Source organism: Fredinandcohnia quinoae (assembly GCF_022427965.1).
GTDB classification, from domain to species: domain Bacteria; phylum Bacillota; class Bacilli; order Bacillales; family Bacillaceae_L; genus Ferdinandcohnia; species Ferdinandcohnia quinoae.
This window is the reverse complement of sequence record NZ_JAKTTI010000040.1, coordinates 1-25969: the sequence shown is the minus strand read 5'-3', so window position 1 is coordinate 25969 and position 25969 is coordinate 1. Positions and strand designations below refer to the sequence as shown.

Annotated in this window: 26 protein-coding genes, 1 pseudogene, 1 riboswitch and 1 other annotated feature; of the genes and pseudogenes, 16 read left to right on the top strand and 11 right to left on the bottom strand. The window is 34.2% G+C overall.

Going from position 1 to position 25969, the window contains the following annotated elements; all coding sequences use genetic code 11:
- Positions 1-83: 83 nt before the first annotated feature.
- The 6 genes from greA (at position 84) to MJG50_RS18810 (ending at position 4978) form a co-directional block, all read left to right on the top strand.
- A complete protein-coding gene (greA, locus tag MJG50_RS18835; RefSeq protein WP_240257317.1) occupies positions 84-557 on the top strand; it encodes a transcription elongation factor GreA in 474 nt (157 codons plus the stop codon).
- A 75-nt stretch (positions 558-632) separates the two neighbouring features.
- Positions 633-2387 (top strand): peptidoglycan D,D-transpeptidase FtsI family protein, encoded by a 1755-nt coding sequence (locus MJG50_RS18830; protein WP_240257316.1) that lies wholly within the window; start codon positions 633-635, stop codon positions 2385-2387.
- Between the two features lie 105 nt (positions 2388-2492).
- Positions 2493-3257, top strand: coding sequence for a YrrS family protein (locus MJG50_RS18825; protein WP_240257315.1), 765 nt, complete (start codon positions 2493-2495; stop codon positions 3255-3257).
- Positions 3258-3311: 54 nt separating this feature from the next.
- A complete protein-coding gene (gene mtnN, locus MJG50_RS18820) occupies positions 3312-4016 on the top strand; it encodes a 5'-methylthioadenosine/S-adenosylhomocysteine nucleosidase (protein WP_240257314.1) in 705 nt (234 codons plus the stop codon).
- A gap of 141 nt (positions 4017-4157) precedes the next feature.
- The gene (locus tag MJG50_RS18815; RefSeq protein ID WP_240257313.1) at positions 4158-4382 is read left to right on the top strand and encodes a YrhC family protein; all 225 of its coding nucleotides are present in this window, start codon (positions 4158-4160) and stop codon (positions 4380-4382) included.
- Between the two features lie 455 nt (positions 4383-4837).
- Positions 4838-4978: a YrzI family small protein gene (locus MJG50_RS18810; RefSeq protein ID WP_240257312.1), complete on the top strand. Its 141-nt coding sequence runs from the start codon at positions 4838-4840 to the stop codon at positions 4976-4978.
- Between the two features lie 449 nt (positions 4979-5427).
- Here MJG50_RS18810 and sigK read toward each other — a convergent pair whose 3' ends face one another.
- The 4 genes and pseudogenes from sigK to MJG50_RS18790 form a co-directional block, all read right to left on the bottom strand.
- A complete protein-coding gene (gene sigK / locus MJG50_RS18805) occupies positions 5428-6144 on the bottom strand; it encodes an RNA polymerase sporulation sigma factor SigK (RefSeq protein ID WP_240257311.1) in 717 nt (238 codons plus the stop codon).
- 126 nt (positions 6145-6270) lie between these two features.
- Positions 6271-7905, bottom strand: a complete 1635-nt coding sequence (gene metG / locus MJG50_RS18800; protein ID WP_240257310.1) for a methionine--tRNA ligase — start codon at positions 7903-7905, stop codon at positions 6271-6273.
- Positions 7906-8290: 385 nt separating this feature from the next.
- Positions 8291-8563 (bottom strand) — a binding site (T-box leader).
- 342 nt (positions 8564-8905) lie between these two features.
- Complete coding sequence (locus MJG50_RS18795) at positions 8906-10126, bottom strand: MFS transporter (RefSeq protein WP_240257309.1); 1221 nt, start codon at positions 10124-10126, stop codon at positions 8906-8908.
- Positions 10127-10156: 30 nt separating this feature from the next.
- Positions 10157-10495, bottom strand: a pseudogene (locus MJG50_RS18790) (GNAT family N-acetyltransferase); the annotation flags it as partial.
- A 396-nt stretch (positions 10496-10891) separates the two neighbouring features.
- Between MJG50_RS18790 and MJG50_RS18785 the strand changes: the two are divergent.
- Genes MJG50_RS18785 through MJG50_RS18775 form a run of 3 tightly spaced genes read left to right on the top strand, consistent with a single transcriptional unit; the run spans position 10892 to position 13968 of the window.
- On the top strand, positions 10892-11461 hold the full coding sequence (locus tag MJG50_RS18785) for an RNA polymerase sigma factor (protein WP_240257307.1): 570 nt from the start codon (positions 10892-10894) through the stop codon (positions 11459-11461).
- On the top strand, positions 11424-11741 hold the full coding sequence (locus tag MJG50_RS18780) for a hypothetical protein (RefSeq protein WP_240257306.1): 318 nt from the start codon (positions 11424-11426) through the stop codon (positions 11739-11741). The genes MJG50_RS18785 and MJG50_RS18780 overlap by 38 nt, the downstream gene beginning before the upstream one ends.
- A complete protein-coding gene (locus MJG50_RS18775) occupies positions 11731-13968 on the top strand; it encodes a carboxypeptidase-like regulatory domain-containing protein (RefSeq protein ID WP_240257305.1) in 2238 nt (745 codons plus the stop codon). Before MJG50_RS18780 ends, MJG50_RS18775 begins: the two co-directional genes overlap by 11 nt.
- A 127-nt stretch (positions 13969-14095) precedes the next feature.
- Here the strand turns inward: MJG50_RS18775 and MJG50_RS18770 are convergent, their stop codons facing one another.
- Together MJG50_RS18770 and MJG50_RS18765 are read right to left on the bottom strand one after the other, a co-directional pair.
- Positions 14096-14548, bottom strand: a complete 453-nt coding sequence (locus tag MJG50_RS18770; protein ID WP_240257304.1) for a GNAT family N-acetyltransferase — start codon at positions 14546-14548, stop codon at positions 14096-14098.
- Between the two features lie 44 nt (positions 14549-14592).
- A complete protein-coding gene (locus MJG50_RS18765; protein ID WP_240257303.1) occupies positions 14593-14805 on the bottom strand; it encodes a YppG family protein in 213 nt (70 codons plus the stop codon).
- Between the two features lie 212 nt (positions 14806-15017).
- Here MJG50_RS18765 and MJG50_RS18760 point away from each other — a divergent pair, with 212 nt between their 5' ends.
- The 6 genes from MJG50_RS18760 (at position 15018) to MJG50_RS18735 (ending at position 19447) form a co-directional block, all read left to right on the top strand.
- Positions 15018-15242, top strand: coding sequence for a hypothetical protein (locus tag MJG50_RS18760; RefSeq protein WP_240257302.1), 225 nt, complete (start codon positions 15018-15020; stop codon positions 15240-15242).
- Between the two features lie 146 nt (positions 15243-15388).
- Positions 15389-15682, top strand: a complete 294-nt coding sequence (locus MJG50_RS18755) for a hypothetical protein (RefSeq protein ID WP_431307302.1) — start codon at positions 15389-15391, stop codon at positions 15680-15682.
- Positions 15683-15721: 39 nt separating this feature from the next.
- Positions 15722-16561 (top strand): GNAT family N-acetyltransferase, encoded by an 840-nt coding sequence (locus MJG50_RS18750; RefSeq protein ID WP_240257300.1) that lies wholly within the window; start codon positions 15722-15724, stop codon positions 16559-16561.
- Between the two features lie 18 nt (positions 16562-16579).
- Positions 16580-16990: a nuclear transport factor 2 family protein gene (locus MJG50_RS18745; RefSeq protein ID WP_240257299.1), complete on the top strand. Its 411-nt coding sequence runs from the start codon at positions 16580-16582 to the stop codon at positions 16988-16990.
- Positions 16991-17235: 245 nt separating this feature from the next.
- Positions 17236-17389, top strand: a riboswitch (cyclic di-AMP (ydaO/yuaA leader).
- A gap of 76 nt (positions 17390-17465) precedes the next feature.
- On the top strand, positions 17466-18122 hold the full coding sequence (locus MJG50_RS18740) for a potassium channel family protein (RefSeq protein ID WP_240257298.1): 657 nt from the start codon (positions 17466-17468) through the stop codon (positions 18120-18122).
- A gap of 2 nt (positions 18123-18124) precedes the next feature.
- Complete coding sequence (locus MJG50_RS18735; RefSeq protein WP_240257297.1) at positions 18125-19447, top strand: TrkH family potassium uptake protein; 1323 nt, start codon at positions 18125-18127, stop codon at positions 19445-19447.
- 67 nt (positions 19448-19514) lie between these two features.
- Here the strand turns inward: MJG50_RS18735 and MJG50_RS18730 are convergent, their stop codons facing one another.
- The 5 genes from MJG50_RS18730 to MJG50_RS18710 all read right to left on the bottom strand — a co-directional run bounded on the left by MJG50_RS18730 (position 19515) and on the right by MJG50_RS18710 (position 23899).
- Entirely contained in the window at positions 19515-19757 is a 243-nt protein-coding gene (locus tag MJG50_RS18730) for a spore germination protein (RefSeq protein WP_240257296.1), read from the bottom strand.
- Positions 19758-19851: 94 nt separating this feature from the next.
- Positions 19852-20010 carry a hypothetical protein gene (locus MJG50_RS18725; RefSeq protein ID WP_240257295.1) on the bottom strand — a complete coding sequence of 53 codons (159 nt, stop codon included), beginning with the start codon at positions 20008-20010 and terminating at the stop codon, positions 19852-19854.
- 3 nt (positions 20011-20013) lie between these two features.
- Complete coding sequence (locus tag MJG50_RS18720) at positions 20014-21267, bottom strand: Ger(x)C family spore germination protein (RefSeq protein WP_240257294.1); 1254 nt, start codon at positions 21265-21267, stop codon at positions 20014-20016.
- A complete protein-coding gene (locus MJG50_RS18715) occupies positions 21245-22351 on the bottom strand; it encodes a GerAB/ArcD/ProY family transporter (protein ID WP_240257293.1) in 1107 nt (368 codons plus the stop codon). Before MJG50_RS18715 ends, MJG50_RS18720 begins: the two co-directional genes overlap by 23 nt.
- Positions 22352-22357: 6 nt before the next feature.
- Positions 22358-23899, bottom strand: coding sequence for a spore germination protein (locus MJG50_RS18710; RefSeq protein ID WP_240257292.1), 1542 nt, complete (start codon positions 23897-23899; stop codon positions 22358-22360).
- Between the two features lie 192 nt (positions 23900-24091).
- On the opposite strand from MJG50_RS18710, the gene MJG50_RS18705 reads away from it, so the two are divergent.
- Entirely contained in the window at positions 24092-25885 is a 1794-nt protein-coding gene (locus tag MJG50_RS18705) for a M3 family oligoendopeptidase (protein ID WP_240257291.1), read from the top strand.
- Positions 25886-25969 lie beyond the last annotated feature (84 nt).

The window sequence follows — 25969 nt, the reverse complement described above, 5'->3', positions numbered from 1 at the left end:
CAAGGTCATCATCATGAAAGCGTTATACATATAAATATTTAAGCAATCACAGGGGGATTGTAATACTAAGGAGTGAAGGAATAATGGCAATAGAAAAAGTTTTTCCTATGACAGAAGCAGGTAAACAGAAGTTAGAACAAGAATTAGAGCAGTTAAAAACGGTGAAACGTAAAGAAGTGGTAGAACGTATAAAAATTGCGAGAAGTTTTGGTGACCTCTCGGAAAACTCAGAGTATGATTCTGCAAAGGAAGAACAGGCATTTGTAGAAGGTCGTATAACGACAATTGAAAATATGATTCGTAATGCAAAAATTATCGAAGAAGATGCTGACTCAGGCACTGTTTCTTTAGGTAAATCTGTAACATTTAAAGAGCTTCCTGATGGTGAAGAAGAATCTTATACAATCGTAGGAAGTGCAGAAGCTGACCCATTTGAAGGGAAAATTTCAAATGACTCACCAATTGCAAAAAGTCTAATTGGGAAGCAAGTTGGTGACAAGGTAACAGTTCAAACTCCAGGTGGAGAAATGTTTGTTGAAATTGTGAAAATTAGTTAATTTTTAAAAAATTTGCTTATATTTGTATAAATACTGAAACACCTCGTCAACAATGATGACGAGGTGTTTTTTTATATGATTATTAAAAAAAGAGCAATATCAATTCTGATTATTATTTTTGTTATCCTTTCAGGATTAGTGGGGCGACTTGTTCAACTCCAATTAGTGAGTACAGAATCGTTCTCAAAAAATAAAGTGAATTTAATAAAAGCCAGTGTCTCACAGCGTACACAGGAATTAGTAATTGACCAAGGGCGAGGAAGATTTATTGACCGGAATAATCAAGCTATTACACATGAATATTATCCAACTCTTGTTCTCTTTCCGTTCTTAAAGAATATTGATTGGCCAATTGAAGAGGTTGCTACTATCATTCATACATCTACTGATGAAATTCATTCAGCTCTGGACGATGCGAAGCAACCCGTGATATTTGGGGGAGATACTCCGCTAGAATTAACAGAATCCCAGATGAATAAAATTAATCAACTCAAAATTCCTGGAGTATTTGCAGTACATAGACAATATGAGCTTGATCAAAAAATAGCGGAGCATTTAATTGGATTAATACGGGAGAATGAAGAATTATTTCAGAAGCGTTATCCTGAAAAGAACTATTTACCTAATAATACAAAGCTTGGAATTACGGGGTTACAATCAACTTTTGACGAATTTTTACTTCCTGAAGGAGAAGCTAAGCTATTGTACCATGTTGCCGGTAATGGAGGGCCACTTTTTGGAATTGATGTCAAATATACAGCACCAGCAAATCCTTTTTATCCAATCGCTGTAAAAACAACGATCGACAAGGACATCCAAAGCATAGCAGAAGATATACTTGATAAGTATAAGATGAAAAAAGGGGGAGTTGTCTTACTTGATGTGAAGACAAATGATTTAGTAGCGATGGTTAGTAAACCAAATATTAACTATTCGAATCCATTTTCTGATGGATCTGCTGAAAATCAAATGATTATGCCGCAATTCCCTGGCTCTGTTTTTAAAACTGTTATTGCTGCAGCAGCAATTGAGCATAATATGATCTCGAATGATCGAAGTTTTAATTGTGATTTAGATTTATATGGAGAGGGCCCCGCAGAATTTAAACATGGGCCTCTAAATTTCTATAATAGCTTTGCAAAAAGTTGTAACTATACATTTGCAACAATTGCAGAAGAATTAATTCAAAAAGATCAAGAAAGTATTGAAAGATATGCAAGTATGCTAGGTGTAATGGGCCCTGTAGGTTGGAGGGGGGATGTATTTCGCTTTCAGGATTTTAGCCAAATTCCAAATGAGTATAATGGCAAAGTCTGGTCTGACGAACGAGATAAACAGGTTAAAAAAGCAATTGCCCAAACAGCCATTGGTCAAAAGGACGTAAGAGTGACACCATTGGGAATTGCAAATATGATGGCTACGATCGCCAGAGGTGGAGATAAAAAGCAAGTTCGGGTTGTTAGTAAAGTTTTATATAAAAATGGCTCTACTTTATTTTCTTTTCCCCAACAGGATATACAAGGTGACGAAATTGCATCCTATACAGCAAGTAAACTCCAAGAATTATTGAGAGGTGTTGTAACTTCAGGAACAGCATCATCTTTTTCATCACTTCCATTTGAGGTAGCTGCAAAAACAGGGACTGCTGAAACAGGGAAAAAGAATGGTGAACGTACATTAGTTAATAAATGGTACGCAGGCTATTTTCCGTTCAATGAGCCCCGTTATGCATTAGTAGTAGTTGATCTGGAACAGGAATCGGATAGTACGGTTGCAAATCGAGTGTTTTATGATATTGTAAAAGGCATTTATGAACATGAACAAACTTAAAATAGAAAGTTCAAATAAAGAAAGTTCTTCATCATATCCGAAAGAAATGCTAGAATAGGAGGACAGACGAAAGTAAAGAATTAGGTTCAGTAGGAGGCTATATGAATGGGATATGATCTAGAAAAGCTATATGTAGGTCCTCGCTCAGAACGAAGATCAAAGCGAAGAAAGGTAAATAGAATTCTAAATGTATTAATTGTGCTTGTCATTGTTCTAATCATTTTCTTTGGTGGAAAGCTTATTTTCGGAGATAAAAAGGGATCTGAGAAAGCTAACTCGAATGATGGAAATCATCAAACCGAACAACCTGTTCCAAATGATGATGACACACAAAAGGATAGTGAAGGAGATTCCGATACTGAAAGTAATAAAAATGCTGATACTGAATCAGATGAAACTGAAGATGATCCGGAAGCTGATAAGGAAAGTGACGATAAAACAGACGAAGTGAAAAAGCCTGAATCAAATGAAGATGCTACTGTTACAGAAGGTGATCCAAATTCTAATATTGTCAATACAATTATTAACCCAGCTTGGACACCGATTGGGACAGTACAATCTGAGCCACATACAATTGTGTATGACAAAGGTTCTAATGACCGTATCGAAATGGAGAAGGCTGCAAGTTACGCAACTGGTCTTGGAAGTGAAAATATGATCGTTTGGTGGCTAGGAAGAAATGGTGATAATTCAGTCGAAGTCACCATGTCATCAAAGGATAATCAACAAATCTATCGTGTATACATTGACTGGGTCGCAAATGAAGGCTGGAAGCCAGTGAAAGTAGAAGAATTAAAAGAAAATGATAAGAAAAAACAGACAAGTAAAGAAACGAATAAAGATGAAGACGAAGAAGAAACTGATGAGTAATGCATAACTACTAATGATGAATGACAACTATAGAAACGAAGGGTGACTATTGGTATGAAAGTAGCAATTATCGGAGCAATGGATGAAGAAGTAACAATTTTAAGAGAAATGATTGAAAACAAAGAAGAAATAACAATTGCAGGTTGTGAATTTTATTCTGGAACTTTAAACACACAAGAAGTAATCCTTTTGAAATCAGGAATTGGGAAAGTAAATGCTGCCATGTCAACGGCTATTCTTTTACAACAATTCAACCCGGATTATGTAATCAATACCGGATCAGCTGGTGGATATTTAGAATCACTTAATGTTGGTGACATTGTTATCTCAACTGAGGTACGTCACCATGATGTTGATGTAACCATCTTTGATTATGAGTATGGGCAAGTTCCGGGTATGCCTGCAGCCTTTACGTCAAATGAAAGACTTATTGAATTAGCTGAAAAAAGCGCAAAAGAAATATCTGATATGCAAATTGTTAAAGGATTAATCGTAACAGGTGACTCATTCATGAATGATCCTGATCGTGTTGAATTTGTTCGAGGTAAGTTCAAAGATTTGAATGCAGTGGAGATGGAAGCAGCCGCAATTGCACAGGTATGTCATCAATTCGAAACACCATTTGTTGTGATCCGTGCCTTATCCGATATTGCTGGAAAAGAATCAAATATTTCATTTGATCAGTTTTTAGAAACAGCGGCAGTTAATTCCTCTAAATTAGTTGTTAAATTAGTTGAGGAAATCAAAAATTCCCTATAATCCATTTTGCCTCTCATCACATCTAGATGAGAGGCATTTTACTGGAGAATTTTACATCAATAATTCTGTTATTCCCTATGGTATGATTGATTTAGAAGATTACTAAATTGATAGTTAAGGCTGGATGGGGGATAAAAAATAATGAAAGATCTTCGAGCAAAGGTAAATGATTTCACCTGCTATGGTTACGTATTACTTGTGCTAAGCGTATTCTTATACATTGGAGTGTTAATACCAGGTGAGGAAAAATCATGGATCCAGATTGATACAATGATGATTACGACTTTAATTTTTCTTGCGTTATCCTTTGATTTTTTTAGACTAGCTATACAATATAAAAAAGAAATAAACGAACTCGAACAATAAGCCTTCTCTATCGATTAAGAGAAGGTTTTTTTATAGGTATCGCCAATGTGGGATCTTGCGTGCCCGATGGGGGAGAAAAAGTGCGCTGTCGGTAACGCAAGTACGTACAAGGAATATGGGGTTATCCTGATCCAAAATTTAAAAATATCCGATTATTTTTAAAAAACTGTTTACATTTATTCATTTATTGGCTATAATTACCTGAGTAGGAAAAAATTAATTACAAGGAGGTCGAGGAACATGAAAAATTTATCAATTTCATTAAACAATAAAATTTCATATGCAACATTCTATTCGACCGCTATGGTGATTAATTTTTAAAACTTTGTTTTATCAATTAATACAATAATCATGCCACAGGGTGAATAGTATTCCTGTGGCTTTTTTGTGCCCTTTTGCCACAGGTATATCCCTGTGGCATTTTTATGTGAATTTTTAAGGAGGTGAAACTAATTATGACCATCAATTTATTCTTTTTAACAATTTCAATTGCAAAGCGTGAAATTTCGATTGAAGAAATTCAAAGAAAAGTACGTACTGAAAAAATATTGAACGAAATGAAAGATCGACAATTTTCAATGTATCGCTCATTTTAATTTTAGTATTTACAATTATAAGAGAAAGGTGGTAAGCAAAATGGTAAAAATTATTTTAATTGCTTGGTTGTCTGTGGAGAAAGATTCCACCTAAATGTAGTTAAATAGGAGGGATGTCGTATGATTACGGTTCATGTACTAATTTTTACAGTATTATTTACGAAAGAAAAAAAGTAATACTCATGCACCAATAAGAGAGTATTCTTATCACAAATTTGTCAATTATTCTTAACACAATGTTCAAAACTGAACAAGTTTTACATTGTAGATAAGTGATAAATTAAAAATAAGAAAACATTCTCTTTTTACGGAGGTGCAAGCATTATGTTTGCAGTTGTAATGAGTCTTGTAATAACATCAGTTATTGCAATCGTTATTGGTACGGAAGTTAGTGTTGACGCAGCATAAATAGTCAGAGGATGACCCCATATAGCGGGTCATCCTCTTGTTCATTTCGATCTACGTTTTTCCTTTTCAGCACGATAAAATTCATGAAACATTTTCATCAATGCACGTTTTTCTATACGTGAAACATAGCTCCTCGAGATCCCCAGTTCTTTTGCAATTTCTCGCTGGGTTTTTTCCTTTTGCAAATCAAGCCCAAATCTGCCAACGATCACTTCTTTTTCGCGTTCATCTAATATATCAATATACTCTTTAATTTTCTCAAGCTCCATATTCAATTGGATTGTCTCGATGACGTCTTCTACCTCTGATTTAAGCACATCTATTAAGCTTATTTCATTTCCTTCCTTATCCTGGCCGATTGGATCGTGTAAGGAAACATCCTTCTTTGTCTTCTTTAAAGCTCGCAAATGCATAAGAATTTCATTTTCTATACATCTCGCAGCATACGTAGCGAGCTTCGTACCTTTTCCTTGTGAATAGCTTTCAATCGCTTTAATGAGGCCAATTGTCCCAATTGAAATGAGATCCTCCGTGTCTTCACCTGTATTTTCAAATTTTTTAACAATATGTGCAACAAGACGAAGATTATGTTCGATTAACATATTGCGGGCATTTTCATCACCCTCGGCTAATAATTGTAAGTATTTTCGTTCCTCTGATGAGGACAGCGGTTGTGGGAAAGCATTATTTTTTACATATGATACTAAAAATAATAATTCTTTCACAAAATAGCCCAATGCTGCTAAAATTCCTGACATACGCTCACCTCCACGTAGCATCGTAGTGTATATTTTATATATGTCACTACCTTCAAATAGGCATTTGCCCATTTATCTAATGTTATGTGGGTAGAAGCTTGCTTGTGTCTGTCCACAACAATTTTGTTATTTAACCCTTTTGGTCAATTTCGATAATTCTTCATTAATTTGTTTCAAGTCAATTCGCTCAAACAAAGGTGTAACATTTTCGACCTTTGAGGCTAATGAATCAATCAAACTCCAGCAGAATTCTTTGAGATCAATAAGTTCTCTTATTCTTTTGCTGGAAAATGGAAGGAATGGTGCTAATAATTGAGCTAAGTTTGCAATAACGATTGTGCATGAATATATCGTTTGATCACATCCGTTTTTATCTTCACCGATTTGGTTCCATGGTTTTTTTGAATCAAAATATTTGTTCGTGTATCTGACGAGTTCAAATATCTCTTCGATTGCCTGTTTAAAATGTGTTGTTTCAATAAGGGGACCAACCTTTTTGTAAATGCTTTCTACTTTTAGTTGAAGATCAGGGTCTAGTTGATTTTGGGGAATGCATCCATCATAGTATTTCTCGATAAATTTCAGTGTTCGATTTACCAAGTTTCCATACCCACCAAGGAGTTCACTATTATGACTGAATATAAATTCTCGCCATGAAAAATCGGTATCACGATTTTCTGGTGCATTAATCGTTAAAAAATAACGAATTGAATCAGGATGATAATTTTCTATGATGTCAGGCACCCAAACAGCCCAATTACGACTGGTCGATATCTTTTTCTTCTCAAGTGTTAAATACTCATTTGAAACAATATGGGTTGGCAATGCATGGTCTAGAATCCCCATTAAGATTGCTGGCCAAATAATCGTGTGGAAGGGGATATTATCCTTTCCATGAACATAATATGATTTGGTTTCATTGTTCCAGAAATTTATATCTGGTTTGCATGAATCTGTTGCCCATTTTTTGCTTGCTGAATAATAACCAGATACTGCTTCAATCCAAACATATATCTTTTTATCCTCATAACCTTCGACAGGAACGCTTATTCCAATAGGTAAGTCTCTTGTTGCTGCGCGATCTTTTAATCCTTCCTTAATGTATCTCTCAGTTAACTGGATGGCATTGGTACGCCACAATGAATGTTCTTTTGCATCGGTAACATAGGCTTCCAGTTGTTCTTGAAAACTTTGAAGCGAGAAATAAAAATGCTCGGTACCTTTAACTATAGGAGAATTACCACATAGTTTACATTTTTTATCCACTAATTCTAATGGGTCCAGAATGGTTGAACAATGATCACATTGATCCCCACGAGCAGGATGATTACAATTCGGACAAATCCCTTCAACATAACGATCAGGCAAAAATTGATTACAGGTTTGGCAAAAGGTTTGCTCAATTTCCTTTAAATAGATTAAGTCATTTTTGAGAAGTTCTAAAAATATTTTTTGAACTGTTTTATGATGATGCTCAGTGTCTGTCCGGGTATATAAATCATATGAAAACCCCAATTTTTGAAAGCAACTCGCAAATTCCTCATGATATCGGTTGGCAATCTCACCTGGAGAGATGCCTTCCTGCTTTGCGCGAATTGCAATCGGAGTACCGTTGCAATCACTTCCAGAAACATAAAGGACTTCATCTCCTTTTTGTCGGTAATAACGGGCCAGGATATCTCCGGGCAACAAGCTTGCGATATGGCCTAGATGCAATGAGCCATTTGCATATGGCCATGCCCCACCAATAAATATATTCATAGTAAGATTCCTCCTAAATTTTTTATATAATTCGATTTAACAAAAGATATCTGTTGCCGAGCGAATGGATCCCTGTTTGCTTGAAAAAATTGTAATAGCGGTAACCATAGTTGGTGAATGGATCCCGTGAGCAAGAAAAAGAATTAACATCGGTAACTATAGAGTCGGAATAGTGCCCGTGAGCAAGAAAAAGCATCGATATCGGTAACTATAGAGCCTGAATAGTGCCCGTGAGCAAGAAAAAGCATCGATATCGGTAACTATAGAGCTGAAATGGTGCCCGTGAGTAAGAATAAGACTCTTCATCGGTAACCATATACCACGAGTGGGTCCGGGACTTGGCTTTCAAGCAAAATAAACAACAAAAAACCCCACCCTTATATAAAATAAGGACGAGGTTCATATCCACGTGTTACCACCTTTATTCGCTATCAACTCACATCAATAGCCTCAACAAGTACGAAAGCATAAATTTGCCTTGATACTGTGGTTTTGATAACGAGTACCAACACTCGTCGCAGCCTACTACTATCATTACAATAGGTTCAGTACGAAACTCAGGGGCCATTGTTCAATTGAGCATTTTTGCTTCTTTTCACCAACCGAAGCTCTCTGTAAAAAATAACTTCAACCTACTTTTCCTCTTCATCGCATTTCAAATGATTAATTTTAATAAATTATAAAGGCAACATATATTAAAATCAAGAATATTTTACAGAAATATCAGTCTACTAATTGTTGAAAGGAGGAGAAAATATTCTTTTAGCGAAAAACATTTAAGAAAGGGAGTTGAGTAAATTGACAAACATATGTTTAATTAGACACGGTGAAACGGATTGGAATATTAATTTTAACGATAGGCTCAAGTAGCTTCATTGATTGTTAACAAATATAATTCCTCAATGATTACCCCGCACCCAACTGTAAAAAGAATGTCATGACCAATCGGCTTTCTCATATCTCTTATGTAATTCATTTGCCATTTCTCTCCTCATTCGTTCTACAAATTTTGATTGTGCTTAACCTCAATTTGTTGTTTTTTGAATAATTTCTGATATGCATATATCCCCGAGCAGAGTAGTAGAAAGCCGGAAAATAGGTAGACAAATCTCGCACTAATTAAATCAACCAGCATTCCAATTATAAAAACTGATAAACTAAAAACAGCTTGATTAATCGTGGCTTTAGATGCCAAATACTTACCTAAAGTTTCTTTATCGATCGTGTTTTGGATAAAGGTACTTTGTGCGATATCTCTTACTTGATATAATGGTCCCATTAAAACAACTAAAATTAGCGCGACCAAAGGAGTACTTACAAAAGAATAGATAATCGTTAGGATGGATACACCAATTGACCCAATTACGATGTATCCGATCAGTGATTTATTAATTGTTTTAGAGAATCTCCAAACTAAAATTCCACCAATAATGCTTCCTGCATAATAGGTTGAGTTTATATATCCCCACCATTTTTCATCTTGACCCAATGCCTCCTGTACGTAAACCAAGGTCACTGCACCAATCCAAATACCACCACCAAAAAGCTCGATGATATCCATTTTTGTAATTGTACGTAATGTGGGGTGTTTAAAAACAATGATCCAGCCTTCTTTTAGAGTTTCTATTCTACTTTTCCTTTTCTTTTTAATAGTAGTTGCATTTGTTTTTAATAAAAATAGCGAAATAATTGATAGGATAAGTAGTGCAATTGTTATCAAAATTACTTTTCCATGCCCAAAATATGCGATTAAAATCCCACCAATTGACCACCCAAAAAGGAGTAAGGTTTGATCAGTAGTTGATAATATACTGTTAGCACTTACTAATTTTTCTTTTAGTACAATTTCGGGGATAAGTGCGCTCCTTGAAGGATTTGACCATCCATTAAAAAAGGAAATCAAGGATAGAAAGATTAAGAGCAAAAAATAATTCAATGGACTAGGGATCATTAATAACGACACTACAATTAAAACATACATAGTGAGTTGGCTTATTTGAGATAGTAAAAGAATTCTTCGTAATGGAAACTTTTCCATCATTAGTGGGACTGTTGAGCTACTCATTAACTGAGAAACCATACTTATAATCGTGACAGCTGACGCAAGAGTTGCGGATCCTGTTTCTTGATAGAGAAAAGTGATAATGGTCATTGTATATAAGGAATAAGCTAGTTTTGTGGTTGACTGACTAAGTAATAAATGGTAAAAAGATGAGGACAAATGATCACTCCTATACTTAAAAAATTACTACTACACTAGTTCTTTATGAAAAATAAATAGTTCACCATTTCGTCCCATCACTCTTATACCTTTGTCTATAAATCCCACTTGTAAATAGACATGCTGAGCTATCGTATTTGACTGATTCACAGCTAAAATCATTTCATTTTTAGTAGGAAAATGTTTCTTCACAAATGAATCTAAGATGGACAGTGATTTTATAGCAATTCCTTTTCCTTGAAAAGTGTAATTAATAGAATAAGCTCTAATTAAGATTGCATCTTTGTTGTCACTATATTCTTTTACCTCATCCCATCCATGTAGCACGAAAAAACCAGCTAGTTCCCCATTATGTAAAATAACAATCGGTTTTCTTGTTTGATCTTCTTCTCATTTAAGAAGTGCTTCTAATGGACTGGAAGTGTAATTCAGTTGTTGCTTATGTAAATGATAATCGTTTAATTTATCTCTATATTTCTCATTATAATAATCTAGTGAAACAGAATGTTCAATAATCATTTTCTGTATGATCCCTTCTTTAAAGGCTATAATTTCAATAAAAAACGATGTTATTGATAGAATTATACAACAACTTTTAATAATGGATATATTAATATTATTATATTTCGAGATTTTGTGGAGTTAATGAAATGCAGAGAAAATTTTATCAATATTGAGCCTGTGTATTTTTTTATTGTGAGGTAGTTTTTTTGCAACCTTTTTTAGCTGGGCTGCATCTATTATTTAAGAAGGGGGAGAGACTGATTGCATTTAATCGATAGGATAAATGATAAAGAAGAAAATGCCCTAATCGAGTTAATGAACATGTATGGAGACTACCTTCTTCGGACTGCCTATTTATTGTTGGAGGATCATCAGTTAGCTGAAGAGGTTGTACAGGATACGTTTATCATTGCCTTTGAAAAAGGGCATCAGCTCGGTGATCCGGATAAATTGAAAAGTTGGCTGACGACAATTGTGATTAATCGATGCAGGTCGCAAATGCGAAAATGGAGTTGGAAAAATATTGTACCAGCTTTTGATTGGGTAAAGGAGGAAGCATATAATCAAACCCCTGAGGTTGAGTTACTAGCAGTTATAGACAATCAGAATGTGAGTAAGGCAATCCAAACATTAGATTATAAGTATCGTGAGGTTATCACTTTATTTTATTTTAATGAATTGAAAATATCTGAGATTGCCTGTCAAATAAAAACGAAGGAAACTACGATTAAATCACGGTTAAAAAGGGGTAGGATGTTGCTTGGGAAAATTTTGGAGAAGGGAGAGGGTGTGGTTGAAGCAGGAGAAAGAAAGATTAAAAAATCAACTTAATCAAGAGCTAGGTTCTCTTCAGTTTACGAAACAGCAAAAGGTGATTGATCGAATTCATCCTATCACATGGAAGCAAAAAATGGCATCGATTTTGAATAAAGAAATTGAATTGCCTCTCTTACCTCTTAGTCTAGCAATTTTGCTACTTTTATTACCGTTGGGAATTAAGGGTTTCTTACCTCAAAATAGTAGTCAATCCGATAAAGTATTAGTTGAAATAAACGGAAACATTTATTGGAAGGACGAATTGGATAGGGCGGTTAAACGGTATGAAAATTAGAATCAAGATTAAGCATCTAATGTTTATCCTTATTGGTCTGATAATTTTAATTCCATTCATTTCCTTTGTTGTAAAACCTCAAATAGAATTGTATGTAGCTAGAGAGAAATTAGAACAAGGTAAGTTCGGAAAGGAAAAAGTTGTTGAACTGCTTAATAGTTCTATATTGCAAAGCCAAAAATGGGATTTGATGAAAGACTATATAATTGAAGAGTCCAGCAGAATAGGTAAGTATGATGTCATTGTTGGTCCATCCATGACACAGATAGTCGGAAATCCTGAGTTGAATTTTACTTGGAATGAAAAACTAGAATATTTGCAGGATTTTGTCGAAAAAGGTCCACTAGATGGTTATTTATCCAAGGCAGCTATACAGTTGTCTGCATATTATCAACGTGAAGGCCAGCTTGAAAGGGCAGAAAATGTGCTTTTAAAATCCATTGAACGACTGTCCGATAATCGATATACCGGAATTGAAGATGAACTCCGCATTGAACTTATTAAACTTATGATCAATCTTAAAAATTACGAAAAGGCGGAAAATTATATTGATGTAATGAATAAAAATCTTTCAGCTAGTAACTTTTATATGAAAGCTGAGGTTGTTAAGCTGAGGTCAGAAATGATTATTCAAAAGGGGGATATGGAAACTGCTTACGAGAAAGTTAATAATGAACTGAAGGAATTTAAAATCGATTGGGAACAGGAAAAGCAAGAATACCCTGAAATAGCAGGTGATACCCCTGTCGTATATGAACAGCTTCAAGCACTTAAGGATCGTTTAGGTAAAGTTATGACTACTCAACAAAATAAACTTCTTGTTACTGTTAAGGGAAAAGTTATTCGTAGTGACGGTACACCAGTTCAGAATGCCGGTGTATTTTTACGTGAAGAACAGGATGTCAATAAAAGTGTAAGTGTAGATGAACCGTATCAACTAATAACAGATGAAAATGGTGAATTTGAACTTCAAAATGTTTTTCCTGGAAACTATCAAATATCTCTCGGTTTCACATTTGACCAAATTGATGGCTGGTCATGGCCGACTGATTTAAATGATTGGATTGATATTGATGGCAATCAAGATATTACTTACAATGTGACACTTCATCCATTAATTGAAATTAAATCACCGGTTAATCAGCAAAAAATTACTGAGAAACAAGTTCATTTTGCATGGGACCATGTTGATGGGGCTGCTTATTATAATATTCATCTGGGTGCAGATGTTGATTCAGGTTCGATTGAATATTTATTTAAAACACAGATCAAGGATAATCAGCTTACCGTTCCGATTGAGGACTTTTATAAGCAAACAACTGGAGTTGTGTTTGAAGATATAACCGATTTATCAAAACTTGATCCTAAGTCAATTCTAGGATTTGCTAATACGAAAAATCGCTATTCATGGAATGTAAGGGCATTTAATGCAGAAGGTGAAATGATTACCCAAAGTAATGGTTACCGGTTAAATGAAGATACGATTGGGAACCTCCCATTCTTTTATTTACAGGAACGAAAATTGACAAAAGCAGACCGTCACTTACTTGATAAAAAGAACAAAGAAGCATTTGCAGCCTATCAAGAAAGCTATAATAAAGACCCAAATGATCTTCATAGTTTACGGATGATCAACCGGTTAATGCGTGCACAGCCTTTAAATGTGGATGAAGCGCAAGAATTATCTTATTTAATTGCACTTGCTGAAAAATCTCCATCATCGGGTGATGTATTTGATCTTGTAGATTATTATTATAAAAGACAAGAATGGTCTTCGTTTAACAAATGGTTTGAACAATATTCAAAGTTGGTCAATGGTCATTTGTCTGACTATGATCAAGGAATTTTGGCCAGCGCATTAATGAGGCAGGGAAAATTAACGGAGGCAAGAAATCTATTTAAGAAAGTATTGGAAAATGACAATAGCCACCGTTTTATTGGCAGCTTGTTAGCAGTAGAAATTCATTTAAGAAATTCATTTGAAACCGTAGTGGAGTTAGCGGATAAGTATCCAGAGCGTCCTTTCGGCTCATCGCCTAAAAATTGGTCTCTACTCATCGATAATCTTGTTAAGGAACGGGATAAATATGATAACTATCATCAGGAATTAAGAAATGTACTGGATTTATATTTTAAAAATAATGAAGCAGCATTGACAAAGTGGCTTAATACAACAAACAAAAAGGCGATGAAGAAGTTTATAGAATCGGTAATGGAGGTTGATTAGTTTTCCCAGAGGTAACTGGCAGTAAGACTTCCACTTTATGGCAACTGTGCAGCCGATGCTATTATTATCTGGTAAAAAGACATTGTATTGATTTAATGAATAAAGTGGAAGGTAAAAATCTATATCTCTATTGATTTTTACCTTTCAGCGATATTTCCATAAGGGTTGAGATTTCTTGAAAACCCATTTTTTTATAGAGATTTTTTGCTAGATTTCCCTCAAAAACATTCAATTGTACCTTATGAATGTTATTTTGTTTAAATACAGACAGTGCGTTTCTCATTAATTCATACCCCAGCTGTTGTTTCCTGTGCTTTGGAATGACGTATAATTCTGAAATAAATCCAATCATTTCATTTTCGAAAGTATTAAGAGATTCTCCAAGTAAAATCCAACCTTTTATAATATCATCTTCAACGGCGACTAAATAATAACCACCTCTAGATAAAAAGGACATTGTCATTTGACTAGGATATTCACTCTTACGACTGACATATCCTATGGATGCTTCATATGCCACTTCTGATGAAAGCTTAAGAATTTGATGCGTTTCGCCACTTGTAGCCTTGCGGAAATGCATTATTTTCCCTCCAAACAAAGCTGGATATACTTATTTCAATGTGGTTATCTTTTAAAATATGATGTGAATTGTTTTAATAGTGGGTTCACTTGTCCGTATAGTTTACTTGCTTTGCCAATGGAATTCGAAATTTTATTCATATCCCAATGGCCATCTGGTGTTTTAAATGAATTTATAAATGGATTGGATTGAGAGTAGCCATGCATTTTTGGTGGATAGAAAGGTCGTCTTCGGGGAGGTCTATGAATTGGGCGCAATCTTTTCTCCTCCTTTCACATTGTACTTATAAGCACATGTTATTTATTTCTATATGATATTTTATTTTCAAATAAATGTTTGGGTAAAGTGATAAACAATTTTTAATGAATACTTTTATCAAACTTTGAAATTTTTCGTTCACATTCCATTTAAAAAATACAGGCACCCATTTTTTCTAATGCAATATTATATAGTTGAAGGAGTGATGACTATGCCATGGCAACAAAAAATTAGGTATTTAATTGGTCAGCCTGTTGGGGTTTCATTAGTAAATGGACAAGGGACGTCAGGTATTTTGTGCGGTACATCTGGCAGAAAGCTTCTTGTAATTGAATATTTGTATCAAGCACAATTTGCTTTAAAACAATACGATTTTTCTATGATTCATGATATTAATGGATTTCCACCTTGTCAGAGTCCACAACCATTATATTAAATACACGTCCCTCATTGATGAGGGTTTTTTTGTTTACAATGTAATATTCAGGATATTATTCATTTAATAATCAAACATGAGTCATTATAAATTCTAGACTAATGATATAATCAGAATAGATAAAAAATTACTTTGGAGGATATATGGTGAAGAGTAAAAAGAAATCTATCATTACAGGTTTACTTATTCTTTTTATGATCCTAGCTATAGTGACAAACCCAACTAAACAAGAATACCTTCAGTTTAGTGAGGAGCAAGCTGGGATACCAACACCATCAAGTGTTGAAATAGAAAAAATTAATTTTGGTTTATTTTCTACATATGCACCTAAGGTATTAAAGGATGAATATGGAATTGTACATATAGGTTTTATGGGGAAATTTTTTCAGGTTTCGAATGGACAGTATGATTATCCTTGGTGGTTAGACTTTTTTAATTGAAGTATGCTGTAATCGAACTTCAGGGAGGAAAAACAAAATATGATTTACGAATTAAATAGGAATGATTTTTATAAGTGTCAAACTCTAGTAATTAAGCAAGGACCGTTAGAGGTAAAGGCAGTAATAAATGGAGTTAATCCAGGAAGAATATTTGTTGATAATTACATATCACCAAGCTCTGGGATTGTATGGCTTGGCAATAATGACGGCTTTCTGTTTATCGGCGATGAAGAGAATGAAAATTTCAACTCTGAATTAAATCATTTCATTGATAGAGTTATCGTCCCAGAAGCTAAACAAGCGCAATTAAACTGGTTTGAGGGAATAGGTTATCATCAAAAATGGAATAAAACCATTGAGAGGATTTTCACTCATCGCCAATTACAAAAGTGGAATCAAAGGGTCTACATATTGGAAGAAGAAAATTATTCATATAATAATGAACCAATACTTGATCAAGGTTATAGGTTACTAAAATTGACTAATAAATTCTACGAAAATAGTGACAATACAATTAAAAATATTGATTTTCTACATTCACAAATTTCATCGTCTTGGTCCACACCAAAGAGTTTTTTTGAAAAGGGGCTTGGTTATTGCATCATATACAATAATCAAATTGTTAGTTTGTGCTACTCAGTTTTTGTAATTGAAAATATACACTGTGTAGCAATTGAAACGAAAGAGGATTTTCAAGAAAGAAAATTAGCACAAAAGGTTGCTCATCATTATATTAAGGAGTGTTTCAAAAAAGGGATTCTTCCATATTGGGACTGTATGGAGGAGAACAAACCATCCATTAGAATTGCAGAAAATATTGGATTCACTAATCTATTTAACTATCAGGGATATTATTTTTCTTTTGAAAAAAATAAATAGAATGGAAGTGACTAAACAGTGGTAAAGGTATTAGAAAAACAATTAATGGAATTTACAAAAATGCACGATGTGTATATTACAGATTGGAATGATGCAATGAGTTCAGGTGATTCTTCCGCATTGGAAAGTATAATGGCCGAGGATTACTATGTTACATTTTTTCATAGCACGAACGATAAACCGGCTATATTTGATGCACAGGAATCTATTTCCGGAATGCAGCAATCAATTAAAGAACTTTTAGGAGCTAGTAAAAAATTTGAGAATCGTGTGATAAGGTTAAAGAATCCGGATACCGCTGTTGTATTTTTTGAACTATTAATAGAAAAGGAAGAAAAGGTATTGGCAAGATTATTCACCATAGAAACTTGGCAATTAAGACAAGATAAATGGATGTTAGTAAAAGAAACAGTCGAACCAATTAATTAATATGCGTGATAATGTTGATGATATTAAGAGTTGATAGATAATAAGTATAAAATCTGGGTCTACCACGGTCATTAGGACTGTGGTAATTTCTTTTAATGGAGAATTTCATTAAACAATAAGTCGATTAACTTTTAAAAGGGGTAGGGGTATAACTGCCTATAACTGCAGGAAATCAACGATGTAAAAAAATAATTATTGACACGATCTTTCTAGAGGAGTATTTTATATTTATCATTTTAATAATAAAAACCTTTGTGCTGAATCATTATTGAACGGGGGAACCATTATTGATAAACTTCGATGTTTATCTTGGGGTGAATCTTAACAATTTAAGTTAAGAAGGGATGCTCTCAATCCCTAATCCGACAGCTAACTCCGTAAGCGATTGTGAGAGAAGGGTTAATGATATCATTGACCATTCTTTTTTTGGAGTGGTTTTTTTATGTTCATTTTTCAATAGAAGGGTAGAAAAAACATGAAGAAGCAATTTGTTGTATTTGGTTTGGGACGTTTTGGGGGCTGCCTTGTTAAGGAATTTGCAAATTTAGGTGTTGAAGTTTTGGCGGTTGATAAGGATATTGATAGGGTGAATGAATATTCAAAGTATGTAACACATTCTGTTCAGGCAAATGCCCTTGATGAATTAACTTTAAAGCGATTAGGATTAAGGAATTTTGACCATGCTTTTGTTTCATTTGGTGAGGATATAGAAGCAAGTATATTAACTTCATTGGTATTAAAAGAAATTGGTATTCCTCAAGTGTGGGCCAAAGCTTATAATAGCTATCATGATAAAGTGTTGCAGAAAATTGGAGTTGATCGAGTGATCCAGCCTGAACGAGATATGGCAAATCGGATTGCACACCGTATCGTTTCAGATAAAATTATTGATTATATTGAGTTGTCAAAAGAATATAGTATAGCCGAGATTGAAGTAACAGACAAAATCAATAATAAAACTCTTCTACAATTAGATATTAGGGCAAAGTATGGCTGTAATATCGTTGGAATTCAAAGGGGACAGGATTTTATGATATCCCCAGCAGCTGAAGAAAATATTCAAAAAGGGGACATTTTAATCGTTATCGGACAAAATCAAGATATTAATCGGTTTGAGCAACATGGAGTATAACTATGAAAAATAGAATACTTAAGATTTCCCCTTATCAATTACTTATTCTAATTTTTATAAGTTTTATATTATTGGGAACTTGCTTGCTAAAATTACCTTTTGCAACTACCGAGGGGATACGGTGGATCGATGCCTTATTCACGGCTACTTCTGCGATGACTGTTACAGGGCTTGTTGTAGTCGATACTGCTCAGTCTTATACATTATTTGGTGAAATCGTAATTGTTTCACTTATTCAACTGGGTGGATTAGGTATTATGTCGTTTGCAGTATTAATTTATTTGATGCTTGGTAGGAAAATTGGCTTTAAAGAACGTTTAATTGTGCAACAAGCATTAAATACAACTTCAGTTGGGGGTATTATTTTATTAGTTAAAAATTTATTTATCTTCTCCTTAGCGATTGAGTTAATTGGAATGATTCTTTTATCATTTAGTTGGGTTCCTGATTTAGGATGGGGTAAAGGACTATATTATAGTTTCTTTCATTCAATCGCAGCATTTAATAACGCTGGAATCGGTTTGTGGTCTGATAATTTAATAGGTTATGTAGGAAATCCAATTGTGAACATTGCAATCACATCATTGGTTATTATTGGAGGAATCGGTTTTACCGTTTTGTCAGACATCAAATATAAAAAGAGCTTCAAAAAATTAAGTCTACATTCAAAAATAATGATTGTTGGGACCTTTATCATTAATCTTGCTGCAATGTTTTTGATTTTTGCTCTTGAATATTCAAATCCGAATACGTTGGGAAGTTTACATTCTCTTGGAGATAAATTGTGGGCTTCCTATTTTCAAGCCGTGTCACCAAGAACAGCGGGGTTTAATACATTAGATATAGCTGGTTTAGATGAATCAACCATCTTACTCATGTTGTTATTAATGTTTGTTGGGGCTGGCAGTGCTTCAACAGGTGGCGGGATTAAGTTAACAACTTTTTTAATTATCGTATTAGGAGTCCTATCCTTTTTAAAAGGTAAACAGGACATAGTAATCGCAAAAAGATCGATTGCACTACCATTATTATTTCGTGCGCTCGCAATATCTTCCATTGCGGTTCTCTTTATTTTCCTTGCTGTTTTTATTTTAAATGTAACCGAAGACGCGGGATTCCTCCCAATCCTTTTTGAGGTAATTTCAGCATTTGGAACTGTTGGGTTAACGATGGGGATAACGGCTAGTTTAACAATTGTAGGCAAAATTGTCATCATTTTTATGATGTTTTTAGGAAAGCTTGGGCCCCTAACACTAGTATTCTCTTTAGCTAGACCAGAAAAAGGAAAGATTAAATATCCAAACGAAGATATTTTAACAGGTTAAGTATGACAATTATAGTAGGGTATATTCCATAAAAAAGGAATATACCCTTTGCGTTTGTTTTATTTGCTTATGTTTGTAATGGATTGTTTTCACTTGGGCTATTTCCTGAGTTTTGATCAGAGACATCATTATCTATCCAACGATTATTCATTGGGGCAAATACAGAGGATAAGTCGCCAATTCCTAGAGCATTCCCTTGTCCTTTTTTTGTTACAGAGTTATTCGCGATTGAAGCGTCACCGAAGTTGACAGAAGAATTACCTGATTGACTATTTATTTTAATTGGTCCAATCATATATCGATCGTTCATATCTAATCCCCTCCAACCTACGTTACATTAGGTTATGAAATAACTTATTGGAAAGTGATAAGAGATACGGTATTGTTCTGTTTCAAATTTTATCTTATTTAATAATTGTAAAGAAAGGTACAATAATTACGACAAGTGCAAGTATGAATACCATGATGGAACCTATTTTATTCATATCCTTCCATAGCGAAATGGAAAAACCAACTGTATAAATAAATACTGCGAATACAACTATAAAAATAAAAATATTCATAACTTAATCTCGTATCCCTCCGTAAGATGGTAATTCACTTTGTCTCCCAAATTCGCCGAAGGTAATATCCACACTAACTTTAACATCAGCATCGGGATAAGAATGCATCCAATCATATGCTTCGAATTGAGGAATGGTCAAAAAATATTTTCTAGCGGGCAAAGAAAATCCAAATGGTTGCCCCTTAAAATCATCTTGGGTTCGCTTAATAAGCTTGACATATTTTTCTTCAATTCTATTTTTCAAATATTTCTTCAAATCATCCCTTTTATCCCTATTTTTAGCATAGTTAATCATTGCATGATCTGTTAATATTTCAACTTCTAGCGGAATAGTTGCTGCTATCGAGGGTGGTTTCTTTGTAACATCAATTTTAACTTCAGGTTGTGAAATTTGTTGTATTTTTGCTGTGATCATTGACTTTTTCATGAAAGGGTCTGGAAAAGAAGTTAAAAAGTCAGCCTTAATCATCGCTTTATTTAATAATTGTGAAAGCCTTGTTTCCTCTGCCGATAGTTTGGCAATCATTTGACCATTTTTGAAAACGGCTGAACCTAAAAATTGAGTCGGATTGGTATTTCCCTCCACCTTCAATTCACCGGCAATCAGTGAATCATCGTCTTTTCTCTCAATATGTTCTTCCTTTATTGTCGTCGCATAGATTGCTAAAAAAAGATCAGCACCTGACTCTGTAATTCTGAAAAAAGTATGTAGTTCTGATTTTGGTACAAGACCAATATTATTTGTATGATTAAGTAAAATCTCAAAATATTTATGCAGTCTTGTCTCAAGCTTTGGTTTATTTCTTGTTATAAATTCACTGGCATTCTCTTTCGTAATGATGAGTTTTGTATCGCGGCGTATTTCTCGATCCTTTGTTGTATCATATATCCAACGAATGAAGTCCTTTTCCTTTGCGAGTTCCTCTGATACGATAATAACATCTAATATATCATAGGTTATTTCTTTTGCAACGACTGCATTTGCTACGTCCCTTGAATCGATAATACTATTTGCTTCAATCGTAATTATTTCTTGTGGGGGTTCATTTGTATTTCCACCTTCTTGTGTTGAGCCAACCTCTGGATTAGAGATTAAATAAGTAACCTTTATTTTTCCTTGTTGTTCTGATTTGTCTATTCCAATTCCGATGACATATGCACTTTTATCTATTTCCTTTTGGGACCAGCAACCAGTTAATAAAAAAGTCAAAATAATGAATGGAAGTATTTTATTAAGATTTTGTATCCTTTTCATGTTTGAGATCCCCTTTAATTTTCGCGAGTAACCACATTAAGCATGGTAGTATAATAAATAAAGGACTGATGATGTACAATAGGCGTTCCCTTAGAAAAAAGATAGTAAAGGTTGGGGATTCAGGTACCATCCCAATGATTACAATAATTGTTGCGATTGTCGGAATAAGATATTCGAAATTTTTTATATTAAAGATTCCACCCAAAAAGAGTGATATTAAATATAAATAAAATGAAAAACGAACAAAAGCGGCAAGTAGCCATATTGGTAAAAAGAATGTTTCAATATTAGTTAAAAAACCAACACTAATGTACCTAATAATTTCGTGATAAGGGTAATTAAGCATTTTTAATGAAGGGTAATCAAATAAGAAAATATAAATTAAAAAGGACAAGCTCAACTCAATTGTAATAATGAGTAATGCAAGTAGTGTCCCTTTTTTAAATACTTTAGCTGATGTTAAATAAGGTGCAATTAGCCCTAAATAAAAAAAATCACCATATATCGAAATGTGTGAGGTGCTCTCCTTAATAATCTCCCATCCTCCCGAACCTAAGATCGGAAACATAAATGAAAGATTACTATTTCGCAGTGTTAAAATAAGAGCCATTAGAAGGGATATTTTCACATAAAAAAGCACTAACCATGCAACAGATCCAATTTGTTCTAATCCCTTTTTTCCACCATAAGCACAAATTGCCACTAATACACAATAAATGATGATTGAAGGTGTTTCAGTGTAGTACATTGTCCCAAGAATATCCACATAGACAGCTGAATCTACGATTAACGAAGCAGTACCCATAAGTAATAAGCCTAATGATATTACAACCCCCAGATACCTACCGAATAGATGAAGAATTACATCATGCAGATTTTTGTTTTTATATGTTGTTATTACTTTTATAAGTAAATAGATCGGAATAAAAGATAGTAATCCAATCAAAAGTGGAACAATCCATAAGGCGCTATCTACATGCTCAATAATAATTGCAGGTGTATCATCTGATAGTTTTACTCCGACAGTAAGAAGGATAATTGCGACATATTCTCTTATCCCAATTTTTCCTTTTTGTTCCTTCATATTCACCTATTCCTCTGATTTCTTAATAATGTCTTTTGGTTTAACATATCCTGGTCGTATTTTTTCTTTGTTTAATAAGTGTCTCAGGATTGTGTCTTTAGCGGATACATATTTTGGTGACATTGGTGCTAAGTACGGTACTCCAAATGATTTAATTGAAACCATGTAAAAGAGTCCTGCTGTAAAAGTAGCTGTCATTCCATATATCCCAAAAAGACCTGCAGATATTATAAAGAGAAATCGAATCATCCGAACAGCAAAATTCATACTAATATCCCCGACAGTGAAGGAACTGACACCACTTAATGCCACCACTATCACGACAATTGGACTTACGACGTTTGCTTGGACGGCTGCTTGTCCTAAAATTAGTGCACCTACAATCCCGATTGTCGGTCCAATAGGAGTTGGGACCCTCAGACCAGCTTCACGAATTAGCTCAAAAGCTATTTCCATCATGAGAACTTCAACAAAGGCAGGAAAGGGGACCTTTTCCCTAGTTGAGGCAATTGCAAATAATAAATCTGTAGGAACCATTTCGGCATGATAATTTGTAATTGAAACATAAATTGCTGATGCAAAAAGGGTAACAAATAACGCAAATACTCTGAGGATTCTCGTGAAGTTACCATATATAAATCGTAAGTAATGATCTTCAGGATTATGAATAAATGACCAAAATGTTGCAGGGAGTATTAAACAAGATGGTGAATTATTCATGAGTAAAACAATATATCCATCTTCAAGAAATGATGCAGCCCTGTCAGGTCTTTCGGTATACAATATGCTTGGAAAAACAGATATAGGTCTTTCCTCGATATACTGTTCTAAAAGGCTAAGATTCTGTATAGCATCAACATCTAAAGAACTTACTCTTTTCTTTATGTTTTTTACCAATTTATCATTTGCAAGGTCTTTTATATAAAGAAGATAAAGTTCATTATGTGACCGTTTGGAAATTGTTGTTTCTTCCACAATTAAATTTTCATTTTTAATTTTTTTTCTAACTAACGAAATATTCGTTGTAGCTTTTTCATTAAATGCTTCTTTAGGACCTTTAACAATTGTTTCATTTTCTGCCTTTTCAACAGATCTACTTTGAAAATTAGAAGTACCGAACAAATATGCCTTTTTTTCACCATTAACAAATAATGTTGCATTGCCGCCGTTTATTCCTTGTACAGCTTCATCAATAATATCGATTGCTTGCATCGATTGAACGGATATAATATCCTCAATCGTTTTTGAGGAATCTTTATTTGATACTAAAGGCTCAATAATGTGCTCGTTAATCATCTTAATATCAGAAATAGTTGAAAAAAATAGTAAGACGGCATTTTTATTCAATCCATTAATTGTGAAGTTATGGATCTTCAAGTCACTATTATCGGGTACAGAATAAATCTTTTTAAAGATCGCAATAGTATTCTCTAAAATGGGATCAATTTTTTGCTGTTTTCTTTCGATATCCTCAGTTGAATCCTGCTCCGGATAAGTTTTCTTTTCTTTGAACTTATCGAAATATTTTTGAATAGATTGTTTATTCATAGTTTGCACTCCGAGCTTTTTTCTTCAGTTTTCCACAGAATATGAATTTAATGCATGTACTGATATTTATTGGTAATAGAAAAGTTAATTTGAAATTATAGAATTTTTATAAAAAAGCGATTATAATAAAAACATCATTTTATTTAGGAAGGCTAAATAATTTTGAATGATACATAGAAGGGAGCTTGGATTATGACTATAACTACATATGAAGAAAAATGGGATTTGGATGTGTTTTTTGAAGGTGGGAGTCATTCACCAGAGTTTGCGGTATTTTTAGAAGGACTTCACACACAGTTAGAGGATTTTAATGAATTGGTGGAGGCCTTTTCTATATCAACAACAGTAGATAACAAAGCATCATTAGTAGAGGTAATTAATTGCTTTCAATCGACTTTCAAAAAATTACGTCAAGCAGGGGCATTTGTTAGCTGCTTAACTGCGCAAGATACAACAGATAAAAGAGCTTCTCTACTTCAAGGGAAAATCACACAATTAAGTGCAGCATTAACATCGGTATTAACGGCGCTAGATCAAAAGTTAATTAAAATTGATCAAGATGTTTGGACTGGTCTTTTATCAGAGGAGCCTTTTAGTGAGCTTTCATATATTTTAGAGGAAAGAAGAAAGAGAGCGAAGGAAAAGCTTTCATTGGAGCAAGAAAATTTAATTAACTCACTAAGTGTGGATGGATATCATGCTTGGGGTCAGCAATATAATACAATTGTCGGAAAGATCAAAGTTCCTTTTGAAGATAATGGAGAAACACAGTATTTATCAGTTGGTCAAGCATTCAATAAATTCTCTAGTTCTGATCGCCAAGTGCGAAAGGCAATGTTTGAGCAATGGGAAAAAGCATGGGAGGATCATACTGATTATATCGGAGCTACACTGAATCATCTAGGTGGATTCCGTCTTGGGGTGTATAAAGCAAGAGGTTGGGAAAATGTGTTGGATGAACCACTTGATATTAATCGAATGACTAAGCAAACACTCGATACGATGTGGGCAGTGATTACAGAACACAAAGCTCCATTTGTTGAATATCTAAATCGTAAAGCAAAGTTGTTAGGTCAAGATAAATTAAGCTGGTATGATCTCGATGCTCCGATTGGTAAAACAGAGAGTAAGGTTACATACCAAGAAGGTGCAGAATTTATAGTAGAGCAATTTAGTAAATTCGGACCAAAGCTGACAGCATTTACTAAGAAAGCATTTGAGGATAGCTGGATTGAAGCAGAGGATAGACCTGGTAAAAGACCAGGAGGCTTTTGTACGAGCTTCCCGGAAAGTAATCAGTCACGCATTTTTATGACATTCTCTGGAACTCCTTCAAATGTTTCTACTTTAGCACATGAACTTGGACATGCATTTCACCAAGAAGCAATGGCAGGTGTTCATACCTTAAATCGAAGCTATGCAATGAATGTTGCTGAAACTGCTTCTACCTTTGCGGAGATGATCGTTGCAGATGCTTCTGTAAAAAATGCCAAAAATGAAGATGAACGCATTGCGTTACTAGAAGATAAAATCCAAAGAAGTGTAGCCTTCTATATGAATATTCATGCTCGTTTCATATTTGAGACTTCCTTTTATGAGGAACGCAAACAGGGTATTGTTAGTTCAGAACGTCTGAACGAACTTATGCTAAAAGCACAACAGGAAGCATATTGTGGTGCATTAGATGAGTACCATCCTCAATTTTGGGCATCTAAAATGCATTTCTATATAACTGGTGTACCTTTCTATAACTTCCCTTATACTTTTGGATACCTATTTTCAATGGGGATTTACGCAAAAGCACTCGAAGAAGGTACTGATTATGAGGAAAAATATATAGCCTTACTAAAGGATACTGCAAGTATGACCGTTGAAGATTTAGCTGCAAAGCATCTTGGGGTAGATTTAACACAGCGGGATTTCTGGGAGAAAGCAGTAAAACTTTCTATAAAAGATGTCGAAGAATTTTTAGAAGCAACAAAATAACAGATTTAAGGCACCTTACAAGTAGGTGCCTCAGACTGTAGACAAACTCGAAGATTTTCGAGTTTGCCTACAGTTTTTTTTCAT